This window comes from Pseudomonas fluorescens (assembly GCF_902497875.1).
GTDB classification, from domain to species: domain Bacteria; phylum Pseudomonadota; class Gammaproteobacteria; order Pseudomonadales; family Pseudomonadaceae; genus Aquipseudomonas; species Aquipseudomonas fluorescens_BR.
On record NZ_CABVHY010000011.1, the window covers coordinates 1 to 18,838 of the forward strand.

General features: G+C 60.1%; 18 protein-coding genes and 1 pseudogene. 7 read left to right on the forward strand and 12 right to left on the reverse strand.

Translation table 11 applies throughout. The features are described from left to right. Window positions 1-17: 17 nt before the first annotated feature. From F8N85_RS12575 to F8N85_RS12585, 3 genes are all read left to right on the forward strand, one after another. Complete coding sequence (locus F8N85_RS12575; RefSeq protein ID WP_191636173.1) at window positions 18-1,319, forward strand: MFS transporter; 1,302 nt, start codon at window positions 18-20, stop codon at window positions 1,317-1,319. A 300-nt stretch (window positions 1,320-1,619) separates the two neighbouring features. Beyond that, window positions 1,620-1,904, forward strand: a complete 285-nt coding sequence (locus tag F8N85_RS12580; protein ID WP_150803931.1) for a hypothetical protein — start codon at window positions 1,620-1,622, stop codon at window positions 1,902-1,904. A gap of 201 nt (window positions 1,905-2,105) precedes the next feature. Further along, complete coding sequence (locus F8N85_RS12585; RefSeq protein ID WP_150803932.1) at window positions 2,106-2,735, forward strand: flavin reductase family protein; 630 nt, start codon at window positions 2,106-2,108, stop codon at window positions 2,733-2,735. Here the strand turns inward: F8N85_RS12585 and F8N85_RS12590 are convergent. Continuing rightward, a complete protein-coding gene (locus F8N85_RS12590) occupies window positions 2,728-3,000 on the reverse strand; it encodes a hypothetical protein (protein WP_150803933.1) in 273 nt (90 codons plus the stop codon). The genes F8N85_RS12585 and F8N85_RS12590 overlap by 8 nt on opposite strands. Before the next feature lie 9 nt (window positions 3,001-3,009). Further along, window positions 3,010-3,375: a putative quinol monooxygenase gene (locus F8N85_RS12595; RefSeq protein WP_150803934.1), complete on the reverse strand. Its 366-nt coding sequence runs from the start codon at window positions 3,373-3,375 to the stop codon at window positions 3,010-3,012. A 337-nt stretch (window positions 3,376-3,712) separates the two neighbouring features. Here F8N85_RS12595 and F8N85_RS12600 point away from each other — a divergent pair, with 337 nt between their 5' ends. Next, on the forward strand, window positions 3,713-4,642 hold the full coding sequence (locus tag F8N85_RS12600; protein ID WP_150803935.1) for an AraC family transcriptional regulator: 930 nt from the start codon (window positions 3,713-3,715) through the stop codon (window positions 4,640-4,642). A 218-nt stretch (window positions 4,643-4,860) separates the two neighbouring features. Here F8N85_RS12600 and F8N85_RS12605 read toward each other — a convergent pair whose 3' ends face one another. The 6 genes from F8N85_RS12605 to F8N85_RS12630 form a co-directional block, all read right to left on the reverse strand. Further along, on the reverse strand, window positions 4,861-5,916 hold the full coding sequence (locus tag F8N85_RS12605; protein ID WP_150803936.1) for an ABC transporter ATP-binding protein: 1,056 nt from the start codon (window positions 5,914-5,916) through the stop codon (window positions 4,861-4,863). A 14-nt stretch (window positions 5,917-5,930) separates the two neighbouring features. After that, window positions 5,931-6,779, reverse strand: a complete 849-nt coding sequence (locus F8N85_RS12610) for an ABC transporter permease (protein WP_150803937.1) — start codon at window positions 6,777-6,779, stop codon at window positions 5,931-5,933. Further along, window positions 6,776-7,684, reverse strand: a complete 909-nt coding sequence (locus tag F8N85_RS12615) for an ABC transporter permease (RefSeq protein WP_150803938.1) — start codon at window positions 7,682-7,684, stop codon at window positions 6,776-6,778. The genes F8N85_RS12610 and F8N85_RS12615 overlap by 4 nt, the downstream gene beginning before the upstream one ends. A 143-nt stretch (window positions 7,685-7,827) precedes the next feature. After that, a complete protein-coding gene (locus F8N85_RS12620) occupies window positions 7,828-8,931 on the reverse strand; it encodes an ABC transporter substrate-binding protein (RefSeq protein WP_150803939.1) in 1,104 nt (367 codons plus the stop codon). Between the two features lie 211 nt (window positions 8,932-9,142). Further along, on the reverse strand, window positions 9,143-10,591 hold the full coding sequence (locus F8N85_RS12625; RefSeq protein ID WP_150803940.1) for an aldehyde dehydrogenase family protein: 1,449 nt from the start codon (window positions 10,589-10,591) through the stop codon (window positions 9,143-9,145). Beyond that, window positions 10,588-12,225, reverse strand: a complete 1,638-nt coding sequence (locus F8N85_RS12630) for a 5-guanidino-2-oxopentanoate decarboxylase (RefSeq protein WP_150804095.1) — start codon at window positions 12,223-12,225, stop codon at window positions 10,588-10,590. The genes F8N85_RS12625 and F8N85_RS12630 overlap by 4 nt, the downstream gene beginning before the upstream one ends. Before the next feature lie 157 nt (window positions 12,226-12,382). On the opposite strand from F8N85_RS12630, the gene F8N85_RS12635 reads away from it, so the two are divergent. Beyond that, window positions 12,383-13,267 (forward strand): LysR substrate-binding domain-containing protein, encoded by an 885-nt coding sequence (locus F8N85_RS12635; RefSeq protein ID WP_150803941.1) that lies wholly within the window; start codon window positions 12,383-12,385, stop codon window positions 13,265-13,267. A gap of 158 nt (window positions 13,268-13,425) precedes the next feature. Continuing rightward, window positions 13,426-13,605 carry a hypothetical protein gene (locus F8N85_RS12640; RefSeq protein ID WP_150803942.1) on the forward strand — a complete coding sequence of 60 codons (180 nt, stop codon included), beginning with the start codon at window positions 13,426-13,428 and terminating at the stop codon, window positions 13,603-13,605. Between the two features lie 8 nt (window positions 13,606-13,613). Here F8N85_RS12640 and F8N85_RS12645 read toward each other — a convergent pair whose 3' ends face one another. Then, the gene (locus tag F8N85_RS12645) at window positions 13,614-14,510 is read right to left on the reverse strand and encodes a helix-turn-helix domain-containing protein (RefSeq protein ID WP_150803943.1); all 897 of its coding nucleotides are present in this window, start codon (window positions 14,508-14,510) and stop codon (window positions 13,614-13,616) included. Window positions 14,511-14,875: 365 nt separating this feature from the next. Here F8N85_RS12645 and F8N85_RS12650 point away from each other — a divergent pair, with 365 nt between their 5' ends. Then, a complete protein-coding gene (locus tag F8N85_RS12650) occupies window positions 14,876-16,387 on the forward strand; it encodes an MDR family MFS transporter (protein WP_150803944.1) in 1,512 nt (503 codons plus the stop codon). Between the two features lie 22 nt (window positions 16,388-16,409). Here F8N85_RS12650 and F8N85_RS35585 read toward each other — a convergent pair. The 3 genes and pseudogenes from F8N85_RS35585 to F8N85_RS12670 form a co-directional block, all read right to left on the reverse strand. Next, window positions 16,410-16,559, reverse strand: a pseudogene (locus F8N85_RS35585) (calcium channel protein); the annotation flags it as partial. Between the two features lie 280 nt (window positions 16,560-16,839). Then, on the reverse strand, window positions 16,840-17,676 hold the full coding sequence (locus F8N85_RS12665) for an ATPase (protein ID WP_150803946.1): 837 nt from the start codon (window positions 17,674-17,676) through the stop codon (window positions 16,840-16,842). Between the two features lie 105 nt (window positions 17,677-17,781). Beyond that, window positions 17,782-18,774 carry an NAD-dependent epimerase/dehydratase family protein gene (locus F8N85_RS12670; protein WP_150803947.1) on the reverse strand — a complete coding sequence of 331 codons (993 nt, stop codon included), beginning with the start codon at window positions 18,772-18,774 and terminating at the stop codon, window positions 17,782-17,784. Window positions 18,775-18,838: the final 64 nt, after the last annotated feature.

Genomic DNA, 18,838 nt, shown 5'->3' on the forward strand with positions numbered 1-18,838 from the left:
TGGATAACTCCAATACCCTGCCTCTTGGGTCGGCGGCTGCGCCGGCGAAAGTACGAACCACTTCCAGCCGTATCAAATCGATTTTCAGCGGCTCTGTCGGCAACATGGTCGAGTGGTATGACTGGTACGTCTACGCCGCTTTCTCGCTGTATTTCGCCAAAGCCTTCTTTCCCAAGGGCGACACCACCGCACAGCTTCTGAATACGGCGGCGATCTTCGCCGTGGGCTTCCTGATGCGTCCGATCGGTGGCTGGCTGATGGGTCTCTACGCCGACCGCGTCGGCCGTAAAGCCGCGTTGATGGCCTCGGTGTATCTGATGTGCTTCGGCTCACTGCTGATCGCCCTGAGCCCGGGTTATGAAACCATCGGTATCGGCGCGCCGATCCTGCTGGTGTTCGCTCGCTTGCTGCAGGGCCTGTCGGTCGGCGGCGAGTACGGCACCTCGGCGACTTACCTCAGCGAAATGGCGACCAAGGAACGTCGCGGCTTCTTCTCCAGTTTCCAGTACGTGACGCTGATCTCCGGCCAGCTCATCGCCCTGGCGGTACTGATCGTGCTGCAACAAACCCTGACCACCGAACAGCTGTACGCCTGGGGCTGGCGCATCCCGTTCGCCATCGGCGCGCTGTGTGCCGTAGTCGCGCTGTACCTGCGTCGCGGCATGGAAGAAACCGAGTCGTTCACCAAGAAAGTGAAGGCCAAGGAAAGCGCGATGCGCACCTTGATGCGCCATCCGAAGGAACTGATGACCGTGGTCGGTCTGACCATGGGCGGTACTCTGGCTTTCTACACCTACACCACTTACATGCAGAAGTACCTGGTGAACACCGTCGGCATGAGCATTTCCGACTCCACCACCATCTCGGCAGCGACGCTGTTCCTGTTCATGTGTCTGCAACCGCTGGTGGGCGGGCTTTCGGATAAAGTCGGGCGGCGGCCAATCCTGATTGCCTTCGGTATTCTCGGGACCCTGTTCACCGTGCCGATCCTCACCACCCTGCACACCGTCCAGACCTGGTGGGGTGCGTTCTTCCTGATCATGGCCGCGCTGATCATCGTCAGCGGCTACACCTCGATCAACGCGGTGGTCAAAGCCGAACTGTTCCCGACCGAAATCCGCGCCCTGGGCGTCGGCCTGCCGTATGCACTGACCGTATCGATCTTCGGCGGCACCGCTGAATACATCGCGCTGTGGTTCAAGAGCATCGGCATGGAAACCGGTTACTACTGGTATGTCACCGCTTGCATCGCGGTTTCGCTGCTGGTCTATATCACCATGAAAGACACCCGCAAACACTCGCGGATCGAGACTGACTAACGCTACAGGCGGTAAAAAGAAGGGGCAGACCTTGCAAGGGTTCTGCCCCTTTTTCATGAGTTTTGGATAGCAGCCCCATCGATTAATGCTCGGTTAATTCCCACCGCGCATCCTCAGCATCAATCGAATTCAAGCAACGCTTATCTATGCCAGTGCGAACCGGCCAAGCAAAGCGCTCGCATAACGCATCTATTAATTCGATAAATATAAGCATTTATTTGCGCTTTTTAATCAATTTAACAAGCGTAACATTCAATCCATACCTAACGCACGCTACGCAAACGAACCGGAGTAACCGCCATGAAAACCAGACTGATCATCGCCCTGACCCTCTCCGTCCTGGCTGCCAACACCTTCGCCGCCGACGGTTATGACCGCACCATCGCTGCTGATGGCTTCGACCGCACCGGCGCTGCCACCCTCGCCGCTGATGGCTTCGACCGCACCGGCGCTGCCACCCTCGCTGCTGATGGCTTCGACCGCACCGGCGCTGCCACCCTCGCCGCTGATGGCTTCGACCGCACCGGCGCTGCCACTCTCGCTGCTGATGGCTTCGATCGCACCGGTTCCGCTTCTATCAGCTAACCCTTGAATGCGGACTCACAGCCCGGCCCTGGCCGGGCTTAGTTGTTTCTGGAGGAAAGGAAAACTCTGAATCGTCATAGAGGCTTCACATTAGAAAGCAGTGCATCAGCCCCACATGTTTTCCACCTGACTGGAATTAACCCCCAACGCCCGGCACTATGACCACCTCCCCCGCCATCCCCCTTCAGGAACCTGCGCGCCATGTCCGACGATATCCATTTTTACGAACCCGCCCAGGGCCATGGCCTGCCCCATGACCCGTTCAATGCCATCGTCGGCCCGCGCCCTATCGGCTGGATTTCCTCGCAGGATGCCGAAGGGCGGTTGAACCTGGCGCCTTACAGCTTTTTCAACGCGTTCAACTACATTCCGCCGATCATTGGGTTTTCCAGCGTCGGGCGCAAAGACAGCCTGAATAACATCGAGCAGACCGGCGAGTTCGCCTGGAACCTGGCGACCCGGCCGTTGGCCGAGCGGATGAACCAGAGTTGCGCCATGGTTGCGCCTGAGGTGAACGAGTTCGAACTGGCCGGGCTGACGCCGGTGGCCTCGAAAGTGATCAACGTGCCACGAGTGGCGGAAAGTCCGGTGTCCTTCGAATGCAAGGTCACGCAGATCATTCAACTGCAACGCGCCGACAAGGAGTTGGTGCCGAGTTGGCTGATACTCGGCGAAGTGGTCGCCGTGCATATCGCCAAGTGGCTGCTCAAGGATGGGATTTACGATACCGCCGCGGCAGAGCCGATTCTGCGCGGCGGCGGGCCGGGGGACTATTTCCAGTTGGGGCCTGAGGCCTTGTTCAAGATGTTCCGCCCGGGGGCGGTCAGGTAGTTTCCCAGGACAATTCGCCGTCTTCAGTCACGTCGATCAGTAGCTCGAGCCGTTGCGCGGCTGCCTGATCGGCGTCATGGGCAGTCTTGAATGTCTGGCCATCGAGCACTTTATGAAAACGCGGGGCACCTGAACCGCCCAAGGCCTTGACGGCGATGGCAGCGCTGTACCCCCCCTCTCCCGGTACAACAGCGGAAACTGCTTCGAACTGCGCAAACTCTTTACGTGCCATGTCGCGGATCCTGGCCAATTGAAAGTCGGCCATTCTAAACCTTCAGCTGGCCAGCTGCTGCATCACAAGCCTGTTGTGTTGCGCGCATTCGCCGTGGGCCTGAACCGCCGAGACATCGCTGAAGGTATGAAAATCGAGGCTTTTGATCACCAGTTCCTCCACCAGCTCAGCAAAGATATCCATGGCCGGGGTGCTGAAGTACTCGGTCATCGCTTGCTGGTTGACCCAGTAACCCGAGACCAGCCACAACTCCGGGTCGCACAGTGATTGTTGCAGGGTAAAGTGCAGGCAGCCTGGTGTCCGACGGGTCGGCTCGATCAAGCTGCTCAAACGCGCGCCCAACTCCATCGAGCGTCCGCCGCTGGCCCGAACGAAGGCCATATGACTGACGGGAATTTGCATGGACATATTCGACTCTCCCAAGAGGACTCGATCAGCAGCCGTTAAACCGGCTGCGACAGGATCCAAGATTAAGCTCCGGGTGCATTGGCCGTTAGTCAATTCCTGCCGGCTTATTGCACAATCCTGCGCCAACGCTCCCGTTGCACAGTTCGGCGCAGAAATCACGACATGCAGATGACAGTCGTGTTTCAAGCAACTTTTCCAACGCCGAACCCGTTGTATCTTCGTTGTTCTTCGTCTCCAGGCAGAATCAGGCAAGTTTTATGCAGCAATTGCCTACCTCCCGGCCTTGCACATACTTAAGCTGTACCGATCCGACAAGCCGCGCAGAGGATGCAAGTCCATGTCATCACTCGATCACACCCAAGCCCCGCTGGGCGCCGACATGGAAAAACAGCGCGCAGAACTCTGCACCATCATCGGGCGTAACACCGGCGAGGATGGCAACTACGCGACGGCCATCGGCTCGTTGTTTCTGTCGCGGTATGGCTGCTCCCACGACTTTGCTCCGGTACTCGCACAGCCGGCATTGTGCATCCTTGCCCAAGGGCGCAAGGAAGTGCGTCTGGCGGACGAGTACTTCAACTACGATCCGCTCAATTATCTGGTGGTTTCGGTTTCTATGCCGCTGAGCGGACGGGTGGTGGATGTTTCGCCAGAACATCCGATCCTGGCCTTGCGCCTGGATATCGACCCGACCGAGATCACCTCGCTGATTGCCGATGCTGGCCCCTTGGGTGTGCCCAGCCGGGCCTCGGGCCGCGGCCTTTATGTAGAGCGGCTCGACCAGCCGATGCTAGATGCGGTGTTGCGTTTGGCCCGTCTGCTCGAACACCCGAAAGATATCGCCATGCTGGCACCGCTGATTCGTCGAGAAATTCTTTACCGATTGTTGCGAAGCCACCAGGGTCATCGGCTGTATGAAATTGCCATCGCCAATAGCCAGGGCCATCGGATCAGCCAGGCGATCAAGTGGCTCAACGGTAACTTCGAGCAGCCCTTGCGCATTGATGATCTGGCGAAAGAAGTGAACCTCAGCGTGTCGACCCTGCATCACCGTTTCAAGGCGATGACGGCCATGAGTCCCCTGCAATACCAGAAGCAACTGCGCCTGCAAGAGGCGCGGCGCTTGATGCTGGCTGAAGGGCTGGATGCGTCGGCGGCGGGCTATCGGGTGGGTTATGAAAGCCCGTCGCAATTCAGTCGTGAATACAGCCGGTTGTTTGGTGCACCACCGTTGCGGGATCTGGCGCGGTTGCGGTTGAGTGTCTAGCTGAGTTTGCAGGGCTGTGCCGGCCTCATCGCGAGCAAGCTCGCTCCCACAGGTTGTGCGCGGTCCTTGTGGGAGCGTGGCTTGCCCGCGATGGGCTGCGCAGCAGCCCCAAAACCAGACATCGAAATTCTTCAGATAGAATGCGTCAGCTGGTTTTGGGCCTGCTGCGCAGGCCAGCGGGAGCAAGCTCCCTCGCCACAAGGGATCAGTGTCGCAAGTTAAGCCCCCAACACCCGGCAAGCCTCGGCCGGAATGGTCACCGACACCGGATTGCCGATGCTCAAGCCGAAGCCCTGACTCGGCGTGCTCAATGCGGTAAACGAAACCCCGGAACACTCGACCGTGGTTTCGATGGTCGCGCCGATATCCCGAACGAAGGTCACCTTGCCCAGCAGGCGGTTGCCTGCCGTTGCCAGGGGCTGCGACAGTTGCAAGTCCTCGGGACGCACCAGCATTTTGATCTTCTCGCCGACCACGATGCTGCTGCAAATCGGTACATCAATCGCATCGCCACCCGGCAAACTGATCTGACCATTGCCCAAGGCTGTGGCCGGGAAAATATTCCCTGAACCGATAAAATCGGCGACAAACTCGTTGGCCGGATGCCGATAGATTTCAATCGGCGTCCCCACCTGCTGCACCCGATGTTCACCCAACACCACCACGATATCGGCCATGGTCATGGCTTCGCGCTGGTCATGGGTAACCAGGATGGTGGTGATGTTCAGGCGTTGCTGCAGTTGGCGGATTTCCACCTGCATCGATTCACGCAGCTTGGCGTCCAGTGCCGACAGCGGTTCGTCGAGCAGGAGAATTTTCGGGTGCGAGGCAATCGCCCGGGCAATCGCCACGCGCTGGCGCTGGCCACCGGAGAGTTTCGACACCGGCCGGTCGACCATTTGCTGCAACTGGATCAGTTGCAGCAATTCGGTGACCCGCGTTTGCTGGTCGGCCTTGCTGACTCCACGCAGTTTCAGTGGATAGGCAATGTTTTCGCCTACGGTCATGTGCGGAAACAACGCCAGGGACTGGAAGACCATGCCAAAGTTGCGCTGGTGCGCCGGGGTATGGCCAATGTCCTCACCGTCCAGCCGAATTTCGCCGCCCGACAGGGTCTCCAGGCCGGCGATCATCCGCAGTAAGGTGGTCTTGCCGCAACCCGAAGGGCCGAGGAAACACACCAGTTTGCCCTCGGGCAAATGCAGGTTGACGTCCTTTACCGCGCAGGCCGAGCCGTAAAATTTCTCGACGTTTTCCAGAATCAGTCCAGTCATGTTGCACCTCACAATCAAAAGGAAACGCCACCTTCGCCAACCAGCTTCTCCAGCGCCCAGATCAGGACGAAGTCGATCAGCACGATCAGCACGGCAAACGAGAAAACGGTCGGGTCGAGCGACGACACGGTGCGGCTGTACATCCAGATCGGCACGGTCATCACATCAATGGTGTAGAGGAAATAGGTCACGGTGAATTCGTTGAACGAGACGATAAAGGCCAGCAGCATCCCGGCAAGAATCCCAGATTTCATCAACGGCACCACCACATCGATAATCGCCCGCAGTGGTGAGGCGCCGAGCATTTGCGCGGCCTCTTCCACTTCGCTGCCGATGGACAGCATCGCCGCCGTGCAGTTTTTCACCACGAACGGGAGCGCGAGGATTACGTGGGCAATCACCAACCGCGAGGTGTTCATCTGGAACGGCAGGCTATCGAACACCAGCAGCAACGCCAGCCCCAACACCACCATCGGGAACACCAAGGGCAAAGACATAAGCTGCAGCGCCACGGCCTTGCCACGGAATTCGCAACGGGTCAGTGCATAGGCTGCCGGTACCGCGATAATGGTCGCAAAGACCATGGTCAGGCACGCCACCATCAGGCTGGTGGTCATGGCTTTGCCCAGGCTCAGCACATCGCTGCTGTCCGGTGAAACAAAGGTATTCCAGGCGGCCTTGTACCATTGCAGGCTGTAGCTGCTGGGTGGGAAGTCCAGGTTCGACGCGCCGCTGAAGGACATGACGATCATGGTCAGGATCGGCAACACCGCCAGCAGCAGAATGAAGCCTGAAAGGATCCCGGCAAACCGCCCGGTTTCGCCAGGCAGCAGCGACTGACGCTTCTTGATTAGCGTGCTCATTGCGAAGCCTCCAGCATGCGCCGACGACGGCCCGTGATGTATTCGGAGAGGGTCATGATGGCCAGCGTGGTGACGATCAACACCACCCCTGCGGCTGACGCGGCCGGCCAGTTCATCAACGGCGCGATCTGGTCATGGACCATCACCGCGAGCATCGGCACCCGCCGACCGCCGAGCAGCAAAGGCACCACGAAGCTGCTGGCGTTGTAGGCAAACACCAGGGTCGCGCCGGTGATGATTCCCGGCAGGCTCATGGGCAAGACCACCTGGCGGAACACCTGCAAGCGGCTGGCACCCAGGGTTGCTGCGGCCTCTTCGTAAGTGCGGGCGACGCCGCGCATGGCGCTGGCAATCGGCAGCACCGCCAATGGGAACGCGGTCTGCACCAGCCCCATCAACACGCCGTTCTGGTTGTACAGCATCATGATCGGGCGTTTGATCAGGCCCATGCCCATCAACGCCTGGTTGAGCATCCCGCCGGGGCCGAGGATCACCAGCCAGCCATAACTCTGCAGCAGCAGGTTGACCAGTAACGGCAAGAGCACTGCAGCGAGAAATACCCGCCGCACAAAGGGTGAAGTCAGGCGCGACATGGTGTAAGCCACCGGGATCGCCAACACCACCGCGATCACCGCGCTGATCAAGGCCAGGCGCAAGGTCAGCAGCAATGACTTCAGGTAATAGGGTTCCAGCAATTGGGCGTAACTGGCCAGGCTGAAGCCGGTCCATTCCGCGCCCTTGGTGCCCACGCTCATGCGCAGTACCAGCAGGCTGGCGGCAATCAGCACACCGAGAAACAGCATCGACGGCGTCAGGAAAAACCAGGCGCGGGTCGTTGGCGATATACCGCGGCGTGGGCGCGGTGCAGCGGCGCCAACGGGGTGGGTCAGGGGTTGGTGTTCCATAGCAATGGTCTCGTCAATGGAAGATCAGAAATATCCGCACGCCCGGCCCCTGTAGGAGCTGCCGCAGGTTGCGATCTTTTGATCTTTTCAGAGCCGCCGAAGAGCACGATCAAAAGATCGCAACCTTCGGCAGCTCCTACGGATCAGGAAGAAAAGATTTCCGTGTAACGACGAATCCACTGGTCGTGCACCGACGCCAGGAAGGCGTTGTCGTGCATGATCGCTTTCTCGGCAATCTGCTCTGGCGTCAGGATGTACGGGCTCTTGCGCGCTTCGGCGGAGATGATCGCCTTGGAGTTGACCGGACCGTTGTAGATGTCTTCGGCCATCTTGCCCTGTACCAGCGGGTCGAGAGAGTGGTTGATAAAGGCATAGGCCAGATCAGTATCGCCGGGACGATTTTTCGGCATGACCGAGAGCATCAGGTCAGTGTAGAAGCCTTCCTTCATGCCGAAGGTGGCGCCCAGGCCGTAGGCCGGATCCCGGATCTGTTTAGGGAAAAACGCCGGGGCGTAAAGGCCGCCCATATCCAGCGAGCCGGTGCGGAACAGTTCGGCGATCTGGTTAGGGTTTTCACCCAGGGTGATCACACGATCCTTGAGTTCTGCGAGTTTCTTGAAGCCCGGCTCAATGTTGTGTTCGTCACCACCGGCCAGTTTGGCGGCGATGATGATCAGGTCCATGGCCTCGGTCCAGTTCGGCGGCGGCAGGAAGATGTTCGGCGCCAGGTCCGCGTCCCACAAAGCTGCGTAGCTGTTCGGCGCTTCCTTCACGGTGCGGGTGCTGTAGACCAGACTGTTGCACCACAACAGGTAACCGATGCCGTGACCGTTGGCGCCGGTGCGGTATTGCTCCGGCACGTCGACCAGGTTGGGAATGCGATTCAGATCGGGTTTTTCCAGCAGCCCGGCGGCGGCCAGGCCTTCAGCGCCGACCCCGGCCAGGGTGATGATGTCGTATTGTGGGCGATCACCGGCAGCCTTGAGCTTGGCGACCATTTCCGAGGTGCTACCGGTACGGTCAGCGATGACCTTGGCACCGGTCTTGGCTTCGAAGGTCGCGGCGATGTTGCGCAGCGCTGCCAGCCCGGTGTCATCCGACCAGGTCAGCAGGCGCAGGGTCTTGCCCTGGAACCGCGTGTCGCTGGCATTGGCCCGGATAAAGGGCATGCTCATGGCCGCCGCGGCTACCGAAGCGACGCCTACCGTTTTGATGAACTGTCTTCTGTTCAGATCATGCTCGCCCATTACGGACTCCCTTTATTCTTGTAGGTATGAGATTGGTCGCATCCCAACGCCCGGTTCGATCTAGCTCTGGCCCCCGCAAACACGGGATGTAGCTGAATCGTTGGTTCATCCTGAGGTCGCGCAGAACGCGCAACAATCGAAAATTTGTCATTGAAGCCATGTGTCCAGCGCATGCCTTGTTTGGAGGCATGCGCGGACCCATTTCGGACCGTCAGACAGCCCGAATCACATGCTTGATTTCCTGAAACGCCTGCAGGCCCCACGGCCCCAGCTCACGGCCGATGCTGCTCTGCTTGTAACCACCCCAGGCCGTCTGCGGGAAGATCACTTGCGGCGAGTTGATCCATACCAGCCCGGCCTGCAAGGCATTGGCGACCCGTTCGGCAGCCTCGCCATCACGGCTGACCACACTGGCGACCAGACCGAATTCGCTGTCATTGGCCAGGGCGATGGCCTCTGCTTCGCTGGCAAAACTGCGGACACAGAGCACTGGGCCGAAGATCTCTTCACACCACAACGCACTGTCGAGGGGCACTTGGGTGAAGATTGTCGGCCGCAAAAAATATCCGCGCGGCAGATCTGCCGGGCGCTCACCGCCGCAAATCAGCTTGGCGCCGGCACTCAGGCCACGATCAATGTGGCCAAGCACCCGTTGGTATTGCGCCTGATTGACCAGCGCGCCCATCTCCACTTCCGGGTCAAACGGGTCGGCCACGCGAATCGCTTCGGCCCGCACCTTGAGCCGCAGCAAAAACTCGTCGGCCAGTGTATCGGCGACCAGCACTCGGCTGGTGGCCGAGCACATCTGCCCGGCGTTGAAGAAGCCACCACCACTGGCCAGCTCTACCGCCAGCTCCAGATCGGCATCGGCGAGCACCAGCAGCGAGGACTTGCCGCCCAGCTCCAGGCTCACACCCTTGACGGTTTCCGCCGCCCGCTGCATGACCTGGACACCCACCGCATTGCTGCCGGTAAAGGAGATCTTCGCTACCCGCGGATCGGCCGCCAGCGGTGCGCCGACTGCCAGGCCGGTACCGCAGACCAGGTTGAATACGCCCTTGGGCAAGCCGCTTTCGGCAATGATCGCCGCCAGTTCCAGCTCCGGCAGCGGCGTGACCTCCGACGGTTTGAGCACCACGCAGCAACCGGCCGCCAGCGCTGGTGCGAGTTTCCAGGCGGTGGTGACCATCGGGAAGTTCCACGGCACGATCAGACCGACCACGCCGCAAGGCTCGCGACGTACACGGGCGGCGAAGTCTTCGCTGGGCAAGGCCACGCTGCGGTCTTGCTGAGCATCCAGACCTTCGGCCAGACCGGCGTAATAGTCGAAGGTGGCGATCACGTCATCGACATCGATGGCCGCTTCAAACAGCGGTTTGCCGTTGTTGCTCGACTGCAACTGCATCAAATGTTCACGGCGCGCCTGCACGCCACTGGCGATCTTGCGCAGTACCGCACCACGCTCGGCACCGCTGGTTTTGGCCCACTGCGAAAACGCCGCGCTGGCGGCATTGACCGCTTGATCGACCGCTTGCTCATTGCCACCGCTGACGCTGGCCAAGGGTTCTTCGGTGGCCGGGTTGATGACCTTTAAGTCTTCGCTGCCGGCGCGCCATTGGCCGTCGATGTACAGGCCATTCAAGGTCGAAGAATTGCTCATGCCTGCACCGCCTTCATCCAGGTGGTCTGGTCGATTTCGATCAGAGTCGGTCCTTGACGATCACTCGCAGCCCGCAAGGCGCTGCGCAGTTGCTCGACACCATTGATGGCTTCAGCGGCACACCCCAGGGCCTTGGCCACGCCAATGAAGTCCGGGGTGTAGATGTCCACGCCGACCGGTTCAATGGCGCGGTTGACCATGTACTTCTTGATCTCTTCGTAACCCTGGTTATTCCATAGCAATACGATGATCGGCGTTTGCGCTTCCACCGCGCAGGCCAGTTCCGACAAGGTGAACTGCAACCCACCGTCACCGATCAGGCACACCACCGGGCCCCGCGCAGCGCGTTCGGAGCCACCGCCGAGCCAGGCGCCAATGGCGGCCGGCAAGGCATAGCCGAGCGTGCCGTAACCGGTGGATGAGTTGAACCAGCGACGTGGTTGCTCAGGATTGAATGTCAGGTTGCCGGTGTACACCGGCTGGGTCGAGTCGCCGACAAACACCGCTTCCGGCAGCTCGTGCAGAACGGTCTCCAGGAACAGCGTCTGGGCGCGGGTCGGGGCGTCCCAGGTGGTCTCGAGCTCGGCACGCAAGGTGGCGGCACGGACCTGGCCCCAGTCGGCGCGACGCTCGGTCAGGGTGTGTCCGGAAAGCTCGGTCAGCAAGGCTTGCGCCGCCGTTTGCGCGTCGGACACCAGCGCCACGTGTGGCGGGTAGTTGCGTACGGTCTGGTCCGGGTCGATATCGACGCGCAACAAGGCACCCGGAATCTCGAAGCCGCCGGCAAAGGTGATGTCGTAATCGGTTTCGGCCAGTTCGGTGCCGATCGCCAGAACCACGTCGGCGTCAGCCACCAGGGCACGGGTCGCGACCAGTGATTGTGTAGAACCGATCAACAGCGGATGGCGCGACGGCAACATGCCCTTGGCGTTGATGGTCAGCGCCACCGGTGCGTCCAGCAATTCGGCCAGCTTGGTCAGTTCTGCCGCCGCATCGATGGCACCGCCACCGGCGAGAATCAACGGACGTTTGGCAGTGGCCAGCAGTTGGCCCATTTGCGCGATGGCTGACGGCGCTGCACCCGCGCGGTTAATGCTGACCGGCTGGCTGGCGAGCAGTTCATCGGCGTCTTCGACCAGTACGTCGAGCGGAATTTCGATATGCACCGGACGCGGACGCCCGGCCTGGAACAAGGCGAACGCCCGCGCCAGCACGCCTGGCAGTTCGGCGGCGGACATCAGCGTATGGGAGAATGCTGCGACTCCACCGACCAGCGCGCTCTGGTTCGGCAGCTCATGCAGCTTGCCGCGACCGCCGCCCAACTGGCTGCGCGATTGCACGCTGGAGATCACCAGCATCGGGATCGAGTCGGCATAGGCCTGGCCCATGGCGGTGGTGATGTTGGTCATGCCTGGGCCGGTGATGATGAAGCACACCCCTGGCTTGCCGCTGGTGCGAGCGTAGCCGTCGGCCATGAAACCGGCGCCCTGTTCGTGGCGTGGCGTCACATGGTTGATGCTCGAGCGGGCTAACCCGCGATACAGCTCAACAGTGTGTACGCCCGGAATGCCGAACACCTGTTCGACGCCATAACCTTCGAGTAACTTGACCAATACTTCGCCGCACGTCGCCATTTCTGCTGCCCTTCTTATTTGTTGGAGCTGCACCCCGATGGCGTTTTCAGGCACGCGTCGGAGCACAAAGGTGACGCAATTGGACCCGTCGGCGTATAGCGGTGACAAACCAAAAATAGTCATACTAGGCATGTCCTCCACTCATGCCTGAGCACCCATGAAACGTCTTCCGCCCTTGCCCGCTCTGCATACATTCATGATCACCGCCCAGTGCTGCAACTTCACTCGGGCGGCGGACCTGCTGCACATCACCCAGGGAGCGGTGAGCCGACAGATCGCCGGGCTGGAGAGCCATCTCGGTTATGCGTTGTTTCAGCGCCAGGCCCGCGGCCTGAGCCTGACGGCACAAGGACGTGAGTTGTATCCGCGCATTCAACAGGTCTTCAACCTGATCGACGAAGCCGTCGAACACGTCGGCGCCAAGCGCGAAGCCCTGCAATTAAAGGCGCCGACCTGCATGATGCGCTGGCTGCTGCCGCGTCTGTTGCAGTGGCAAAAGGAACGCCCGGACGTGCCGGTGGAGCTGACCACCACCGTGCAGCACGCGGTGGATTTTCGGCGCGAAGAGTTCGATGCGGCGGTGGTGTATGGCGCGGCACCGGGCAATGCGGCCTTCCATCACCTGTTCGATGAACAGCTGACGCCGGTCTGCTCCCAGCAACTGCTCAACGGCACAACGCCGCTCAAGACCCTCACCGACCTGGAACAGCACATGTTGCTGCACCCGACTCGCGACGAACGGGATTGGGAAGCCTGGCTCAAGGCCGCCGGAACCCAAGTCCGCAACATCGGCAAGGGGCAGCATTTCGATACCCTGGACCTGGCGATGTCCGTCGCCTCTCAAGGGACAGGCGTGGCGATCGGCGATTGGTCGTTGATCGGCGAAGACCTCAGCGCTGGACGGCTGGTCATGCCCTTTGAACTGAAAGTGCGCACCGGCCAAGCCTATTACCTGGTCTACCCGGAACGGCCGGAGCCGTCGGAACAATTGCGCGAATTGATGGATTGGCTGGTGGAGCAGGCGCAGGAGCGTCAGGTCTGAGCCGACGCGCGACTTGTAGCAGTGATCTAACTGGCTCTCGATCAACCTGCTGAATACCCCATCAATGGCATGGCCTACCTCCATGGCAACTCACTCCAGCTGACCTATGCTGATAGTAATACCCCCGCCCAAGGGGTATTCGTTCAGAGGTCAACGCCATGAACATCAAGACCCGAAGATACCTCGCGATCTTCCTCACCTGCGCCGCGACGCTCGCGCTGTATGGAACCGCTGCCTATCGTGTCGAACAGGCCCGTCAGCAGCCAGGCAGCGCATCAGCCGCCTGCAACTTCGAGCGCTGCATCCCGCACAATGCGACACTGAACGCGCTCAGATAACCAGTGCCTCAGGCCTGGTTATCCTGATCGGCCTTCAACCTGTCCCGAAACGCCTTGGGTGAGATCCCCACTCGTCGGCGGAACAGTCGCGTGAAGTTGGTCGGGTCAGAGAACCCGAGAAGCTCGGACATTTCGTAGATAGTCATGTTGGTGTAGGTCAACAGCCGCTTGGCCTCCAGCAATTGCCGCTCATGCATGATCTGCAAGGCTGGCTGACCGGCCAGCTCACGGCAAGTGCCGTTCAGATGCGAGACGGAAATTCCCAGTTTGTGCGCCAGGTCTTCGACCTTCACGTGCTCGCGATAATGCTCTTCGACCAGCTGGATAAAACCATTGAGGTATTCGCGTGCCCGTTGCGGACGCTGGCTCGCAGCACGCCGCTGGATCACCTGGCGACTGACCCATACCAGGATCACACTGACCAGCGAGTGCATGAGCATTTCTCGCGCTGGCTGATGGCCCACGTATTCGCTTTGCAATGCCGAAAACAGACTATTGAGGTAATGGCTGTCGGCGGCCGCCGGGTAGCTTTCGGCCACCGCCAGCGCATTCACCGAATTGCCCAGCTGCGCCTGAAGGTGCGCCACCAGCGGCGCGGCCAGGGTCACGACATAGCCCTCGACATCTTCTGAAAAACGAAAGCCATGCACTGACAAGGGCGGCAAAATCTGGACCGCCGACTCTGCGAGCAGCGTGCGCTTGCCGTCGATCTCAAGTTCCACTTGCCCCTTGTAAACGAAGAGCAATTGACACAGATCGGCATGCCGGTGGGGTTTGATTTCCCACTGATGTTCACGACTGCGTTTGGAAATGGTTTCACAGTGCAGCAAATCCGGTGTTGGCCAGTCCAGGCTTTCGCCATAGAGTTTGAACAGCGGAATCGAAGGAAGGGCAGGCTTGTTCATAACTGCAGTCCAGGCCTCAATGAGTTGGGCGATAATCGCACTGATTGGCAAAATGTACAGCTATCGGCTCAGTTTTCACCTTCATTTGACGGGCTCTCAAGCGAAAAATGCAAGCACTCAGAGCCCATTCACCGATTTATTCGCGTGAAGTTTGCGAGCCATAAAAATAATGAAAATCCTGAAACCCCAAATTGCCATTATCGGTGCCGGAGTATTTCGTCGACTCCGAAGCCGGTCGCAAACCATTTCGGAAAATGACCTCGGGTTTCCTTACGAGGCTATCGAGTAGGTGCCTATCGAGTACACTGGTAGTACTCCCGCTTGTCCATAAACCTGCGGGTCAACCACTGCTCGCAGGTTTCACCGTGACCAATCTCAATCAGCCTGGCAAACCGGCCATTCGCAGCGTGCTGATCGCCCTGATGCTGGCAATCTTCCTCGGCGCCCTGGACCAGACCATCGTCGCCGTGTCGATGCCGGCCATTTCGGCGCAGTTCAAGGATGTCAGCCTGCTGGCCTGGGTGATCTCCGGCTACATGGTGGCGATGACCGTGGCGGTGCCGATCTACGGCAAGCTCGGCGACCTGTATGGCCGGCGCCGGCTGATGCTGTTCGGCATGGGCCTGTTCACCCTCGCTTCGTTGTTTTGCGGCATGGCCCAGAGCATGGAGCAGCTTGTCCTCGCAAGGATCATCCAGGGCATCGGTGCTGGCGGGATGATTTCGGTCAGTCAGGCGATCATTGGCGACATCGTGCCACCTCGTGAGCGGGGTCGTTATCAAGGCTATTTCAGCAGTATGTATGCGGTGGCCAGTGTCGCCGGCCCGGTGTTCGGCGGTTACATGACTGAGTACCTGTCCTGGCGTTGGGTGTTTCTGATCAACCTGCCGCTGGGCCTTGGGGCCTGGCTGATAGCCAGCCGCACGCTGGTCGGCTTACCCGTGCCACAGCGCAAACCAGTCATCGATTACTTCGGCACGCTGCTGATGATTATCGGCCTGACCGCGCTGTTGCTGGGCATCACCGAAATCGGTCAGGGCCATCATTGGCGCGACACTGAAGTGCTCGGTTTACTGATCGCTGCGGTGGTGGCGCTGACGTTGTTCGTCTGGCATGAACAACGAGCACCCGAACCCCTGCTTCCCATGCATCTGTTCGCCAACCGCAACGCGGTGCTGTGTTGGTGCACGATTTTCTTCACCAGTTTCCAGGCCATCTCATTGATCGTGCTGATGCCGCTGCGCTTTCAGAGTGTCACCGGCGCTGGCGCCGACAGCGCCGCGTTGCACCTGTTGCCACTGGCGATTGGTTTGCCGATCGGTGCCTATTTCGCCGGACGCCAGACCTCGGTGACCGGTCGCTACAAACCGATGATTCTGGCCGGAGCACTGCTTACCCCACTCGCTATTCTCGGCATGGCCTTCAGCCCGCCACAAGCGCTGGTGCTGAGCAGCCTGTTCATGCTGTTGAGCGGGATCGCCTCCGGCATGCAATTCCCGACCTCGCTGGTGGGCACGCAAAATTCGGTGGAGCAACGGGACATCGGCGTGGCAACCAGCACCACTAACCTGTTCCGTTCTTTGGGCGGCGCCATGGGCGTGGCGTTGATGTCAGCGTTGCTGCTGGCCTTGCTGCAAGACTCCAGCTTCGCCCACCTGGCCGGCTCGACGCTGATCGCCGAGGGCAGCTCGGGGAATGTGCTGCTCGATGGTTTGAACGCGGCACCGGGTGACGCGCAGAACGCCTTGCGCGCCGAGTTGTCGCTGACCTTCCGGCATCTGCTGATGGTCAGCGCGGCAGTGTCGCTGCTGGGGTTGGCTGCGGCGATTGCCATGCCGAACAGGGTATTGCGGGGGCGAGAGGATCGTCAGGTTTAATGGATTTGCGTACATCCGACATGTCACCGTGGTCGTGGTAGTAAGCCAAGGCTTTTTCCAGCAGGGCTTTGGCGGCTTGCCCGTCGTCAGCTGCCTGCGCGGCGGCCTGGACCTGGCTGACACACAGCAGCAGGAGCCAGCCCAGCAAGGTAGTTTTGAGAAGAACCCTCATCGCGCATCCCTCGTTTCTGGTGATGACTCAAGAGCGTAGACGGCTTGGGGCTATGTATGAGTATTCAGCAAAGTTCGGGGCAGACGCAGACCTGTGGCGAGGGGGCTTGCCCCCGTTCGGCTGCGAAGCAGTCGTAAAACCGGTACATGCGGTGTGCCTGACAGAACTGGATTTGCAGGTTTTAGGGCCGCTTCGCAGCCCAGCGGGGGCAAGCCCCCTCGCCACTGGAAGCTCCCTCACCACAGGGGTAGGCGCTCGACTCAAAGCGCCTGAAGGCCCATCAAGGACGGGCGCTGATCTGCTGTTGCAGGTTGCGGATCTGGCTTTGAAGGGTGTTGATGTTGCGTGTGACCTGGCCACGGAAGGCGTCGAACTCGGCGGTGTTGCTACCCCCCTGAGGCGCAGCCGGACGGTTGTCCTGTTCACTTTTGAGAACAATCATGTCCTGCTCCAGGCGCTCGATGGCGGCGCTTGGGTTGCCTTGTTTCTTCAACGCGGCGATCTCGGCGCTGAGACTTTTGAGTTCCGCGTCGACTTTACTGGTGTCGGCCGGGGTGCTTTTCAGCGCGGCCAACTCACCGGACAGGGCTTTGACCTGGGCTTGCAGCTGAGTATTGGCGGCTTGCTGTTCGGTAGTCTGTGCGGTCATTTGCGCCAGGCGCTTGTCCAGGCTAGTGGCCTGGCCTGCGACGCCCTGCTGTTGCCTGGTCTGCTCAAGCAATTTGCTTTCCAGCTGCTTGATCTGCAGTTTCAGCGCTTCGCTGCCGTTGTTGACGCTGGATTCACTGGCGACCACCTTGCCGGAAATAGCCTGCAGACGCCCCGCCGCTTCCTCGCTGATGCGGGCGAAACTTTCCTGGGTGGCGACCAGTTGCTGCTCCATCAGCGAGATCTGCTGAAAGCTCCACCAGGCAAGGCCGGCGAAAGCAAAAAACATCGCCCCGACCAATGCCCACAGCGGCCCGGTGCTCGGGCCTTTGACCTTGACCAACTGAGTGGGCCGCGAATGCACGCTGGTGCGCTCACGAACGGCGGCAGTATCCGGAAAATCATCGTCCAGAGCATCGGCCCGCAGGCTGGGTACATCATCGAAGTCGTCGTTAGCATCGTTACGCATGGGTCAACCTTTCTGAACCGCAGTGATGGCTTGATCCGGCGAGTATAAACCGCTACTCGCCGCACTGATCGACCCTGAACCCCAAACTCGGTTCAGTGTTTATTTTCAGCGAATGCCCTGAGCCTTCCACCAACCGCAGAACTCATCAAGGGCCGTCCACAGGCTGACCTTCGGGTCATAGTCCAGGTAATGGCGGGCACGGCTGATATCCAGGGTGAAGTTTTTGCTCATCACCTGCATCCCCAGGCGCGACAGCGTTGGCTCCGGACGCCCCGGCCAGAGCTTGCAGAAACCTTCGTTCAGCGCGGCAACGCTATAGGCCAGACCGAAGGAACGGTAGCGGGTGACTTGCGGGACTTGCATCTGGCGCATCACATAATTCACCACATCCCACAGCGGCACCGGCGCGCCGTTGCTGATGTTGTAGGCCTTGCCCAGGGCCGAACCGCTGGCCAGCAAACTGCTGAGCAAAGCCTCATTGAGGTTCTGCACACTGGTGAAATCGACCTTGTTCAGGCCATTGCCGATAATCGCCAGACGCCCTTTGCGCTGCATGTTCAGCAGCCGCGGGAAGATGCTCGTGTCACCGGCACCGGTGACGAAACGCGGGCGCAGGGCCAGCACTTCGAGGCCGAACTCCTGGGCGCCGAAGACCTTTTGCTCGGCCAGGTACTTGGTGGCGGCGTAGGGATGCTTGAAGCGCTTCGGGACCTGCTCTTCAGTCAGCCCCAGATGATCACGACCATCGAAATAGATCGACGGCGAAGACAGATGCACCAACCGCCGAACGCGCTGTTTCAGACAGGCTTCGACCACGTTCTCGGTGACCAGCACGTTGCCTTGATGAAAGTCCTGATAACGTCCCCACAACCCCACCGCGCCAGCACAGTGCACCACCGCGTCGACGTCACGGCACAAACTGCGAACCAGTTGCGGATCACTCAAGTCACCCTGGACAAACTCGGCACCGCGGCGCACCAGATGCTCGACACCCTCGGCCCGACGCCCATTGACCCGCACGTCCAGGCCCTGCTCCAGGGCGAAACGCGAGAAGCGCCCGCCAATGAAGCCGCTTGCGCCGGTGACCAGAATTTTCATGTATTGCTCCGTCTTCTTTCGTTTTTCATGCGTATCGCACTGCGTATTGCCTCAAGCCCTGACG

Coding starts and splice junctions, on each gene's coding strand:
- F8N85_RS12580 (WP_150803931.1), top strand. CDS start 1,620: ATGAAAACCAGACTGATCATCGCCCTGACCCTCTCCGTCCTGGCTGCC.
- F8N85_RS12585 (WP_150803932.1), top strand. CDS start 2,106: ATGTCCGACGATATCCATTTTTACGAACCCGCCCAGGGCCATGGCCTG.
- F8N85_RS12590 (WP_150803933.1), bottom strand. CDS start 3,000: ATGGCCGACTTTCAATTGGCCAGGATCCGCGACATGGCACGTAAAGAG.
- F8N85_RS12595 (WP_150803934.1), bottom strand. CDS start 3,375: ATGTCCATGCAAATTCCCGTCAGTCATATGGCCTTCGTTCGGGCCAGC.
- F8N85_RS12600 (WP_150803935.1), top strand. CDS start 3,713: ATGTCATCACTCGATCACACCCAAGCCCCGCTGGGCGCCGACATGGAA.
- F8N85_RS12605 (WP_150803936.1), bottom strand. CDS start 5,916: ATGACTGGACTGATTCTGGAAAACGTCGAGAAATTTTACGGCTCGGCC.
- F8N85_RS12610 (WP_150803937.1), bottom strand. CDS start 6,779: ATGAGCACGCTAATCAAGAAGCGTCAGTCGCTGCTGCCTGGCGAAACC.
- F8N85_RS12615 (WP_150803938.1), bottom strand. CDS start 7,684: ATGGAACACCAACCCCTGACCCACCCCGTTGGCGCCGCTGCACCGCGC.
- F8N85_RS12620 (WP_150803939.1), bottom strand. CDS start 8,931: ATGGGCGAGCATGATCTGAACAGAAGACAGTTCATCAAAACGGTAGGC.
- F8N85_RS12625 (WP_150803940.1), bottom strand. CDS start 10,591: ATGAGCAATTCTTCGACCTTGAATGGCCTGTACATCGACGGCCAATGG.
- F8N85_RS12630 (WP_150804095.1), bottom strand. CDS start 12,225: ATGGCGACGTGCGGCGAAGTATTGGTCAAGTTACTCGAAGGTTATGGC.
- F8N85_RS12635 (WP_150803941.1), top strand. CDS start 12,383: ATGAAACGTCTTCCGCCCTTGCCCGCTCTGCATACATTCATGATCACC.
- F8N85_RS12640 (WP_150803942.1), top strand. CDS start 13,426: ATGAACATCAAGACCCGAAGATACCTCGCGATCTTCCTCACCTGCGCC.
- F8N85_RS12645 (WP_150803943.1), bottom strand. CDS start 14,510: ATGAACAAGCCTGCCCTTCCTTCGATTCCGCTGTTCAAACTCTATGGC.
- F8N85_RS12665 (WP_150803946.1), bottom strand. CDS start 17,676: ATGCGTAACGATGCTAACGACGACTTCGATGATGTACCCAGCCTGCGG.
- F8N85_RS12670 (WP_150803947.1), bottom strand. CDS start 18,774: ATGAAAATTCTGGTCACCGGCGCAAGCGGCTTCATTGGCGGGCGCTTC.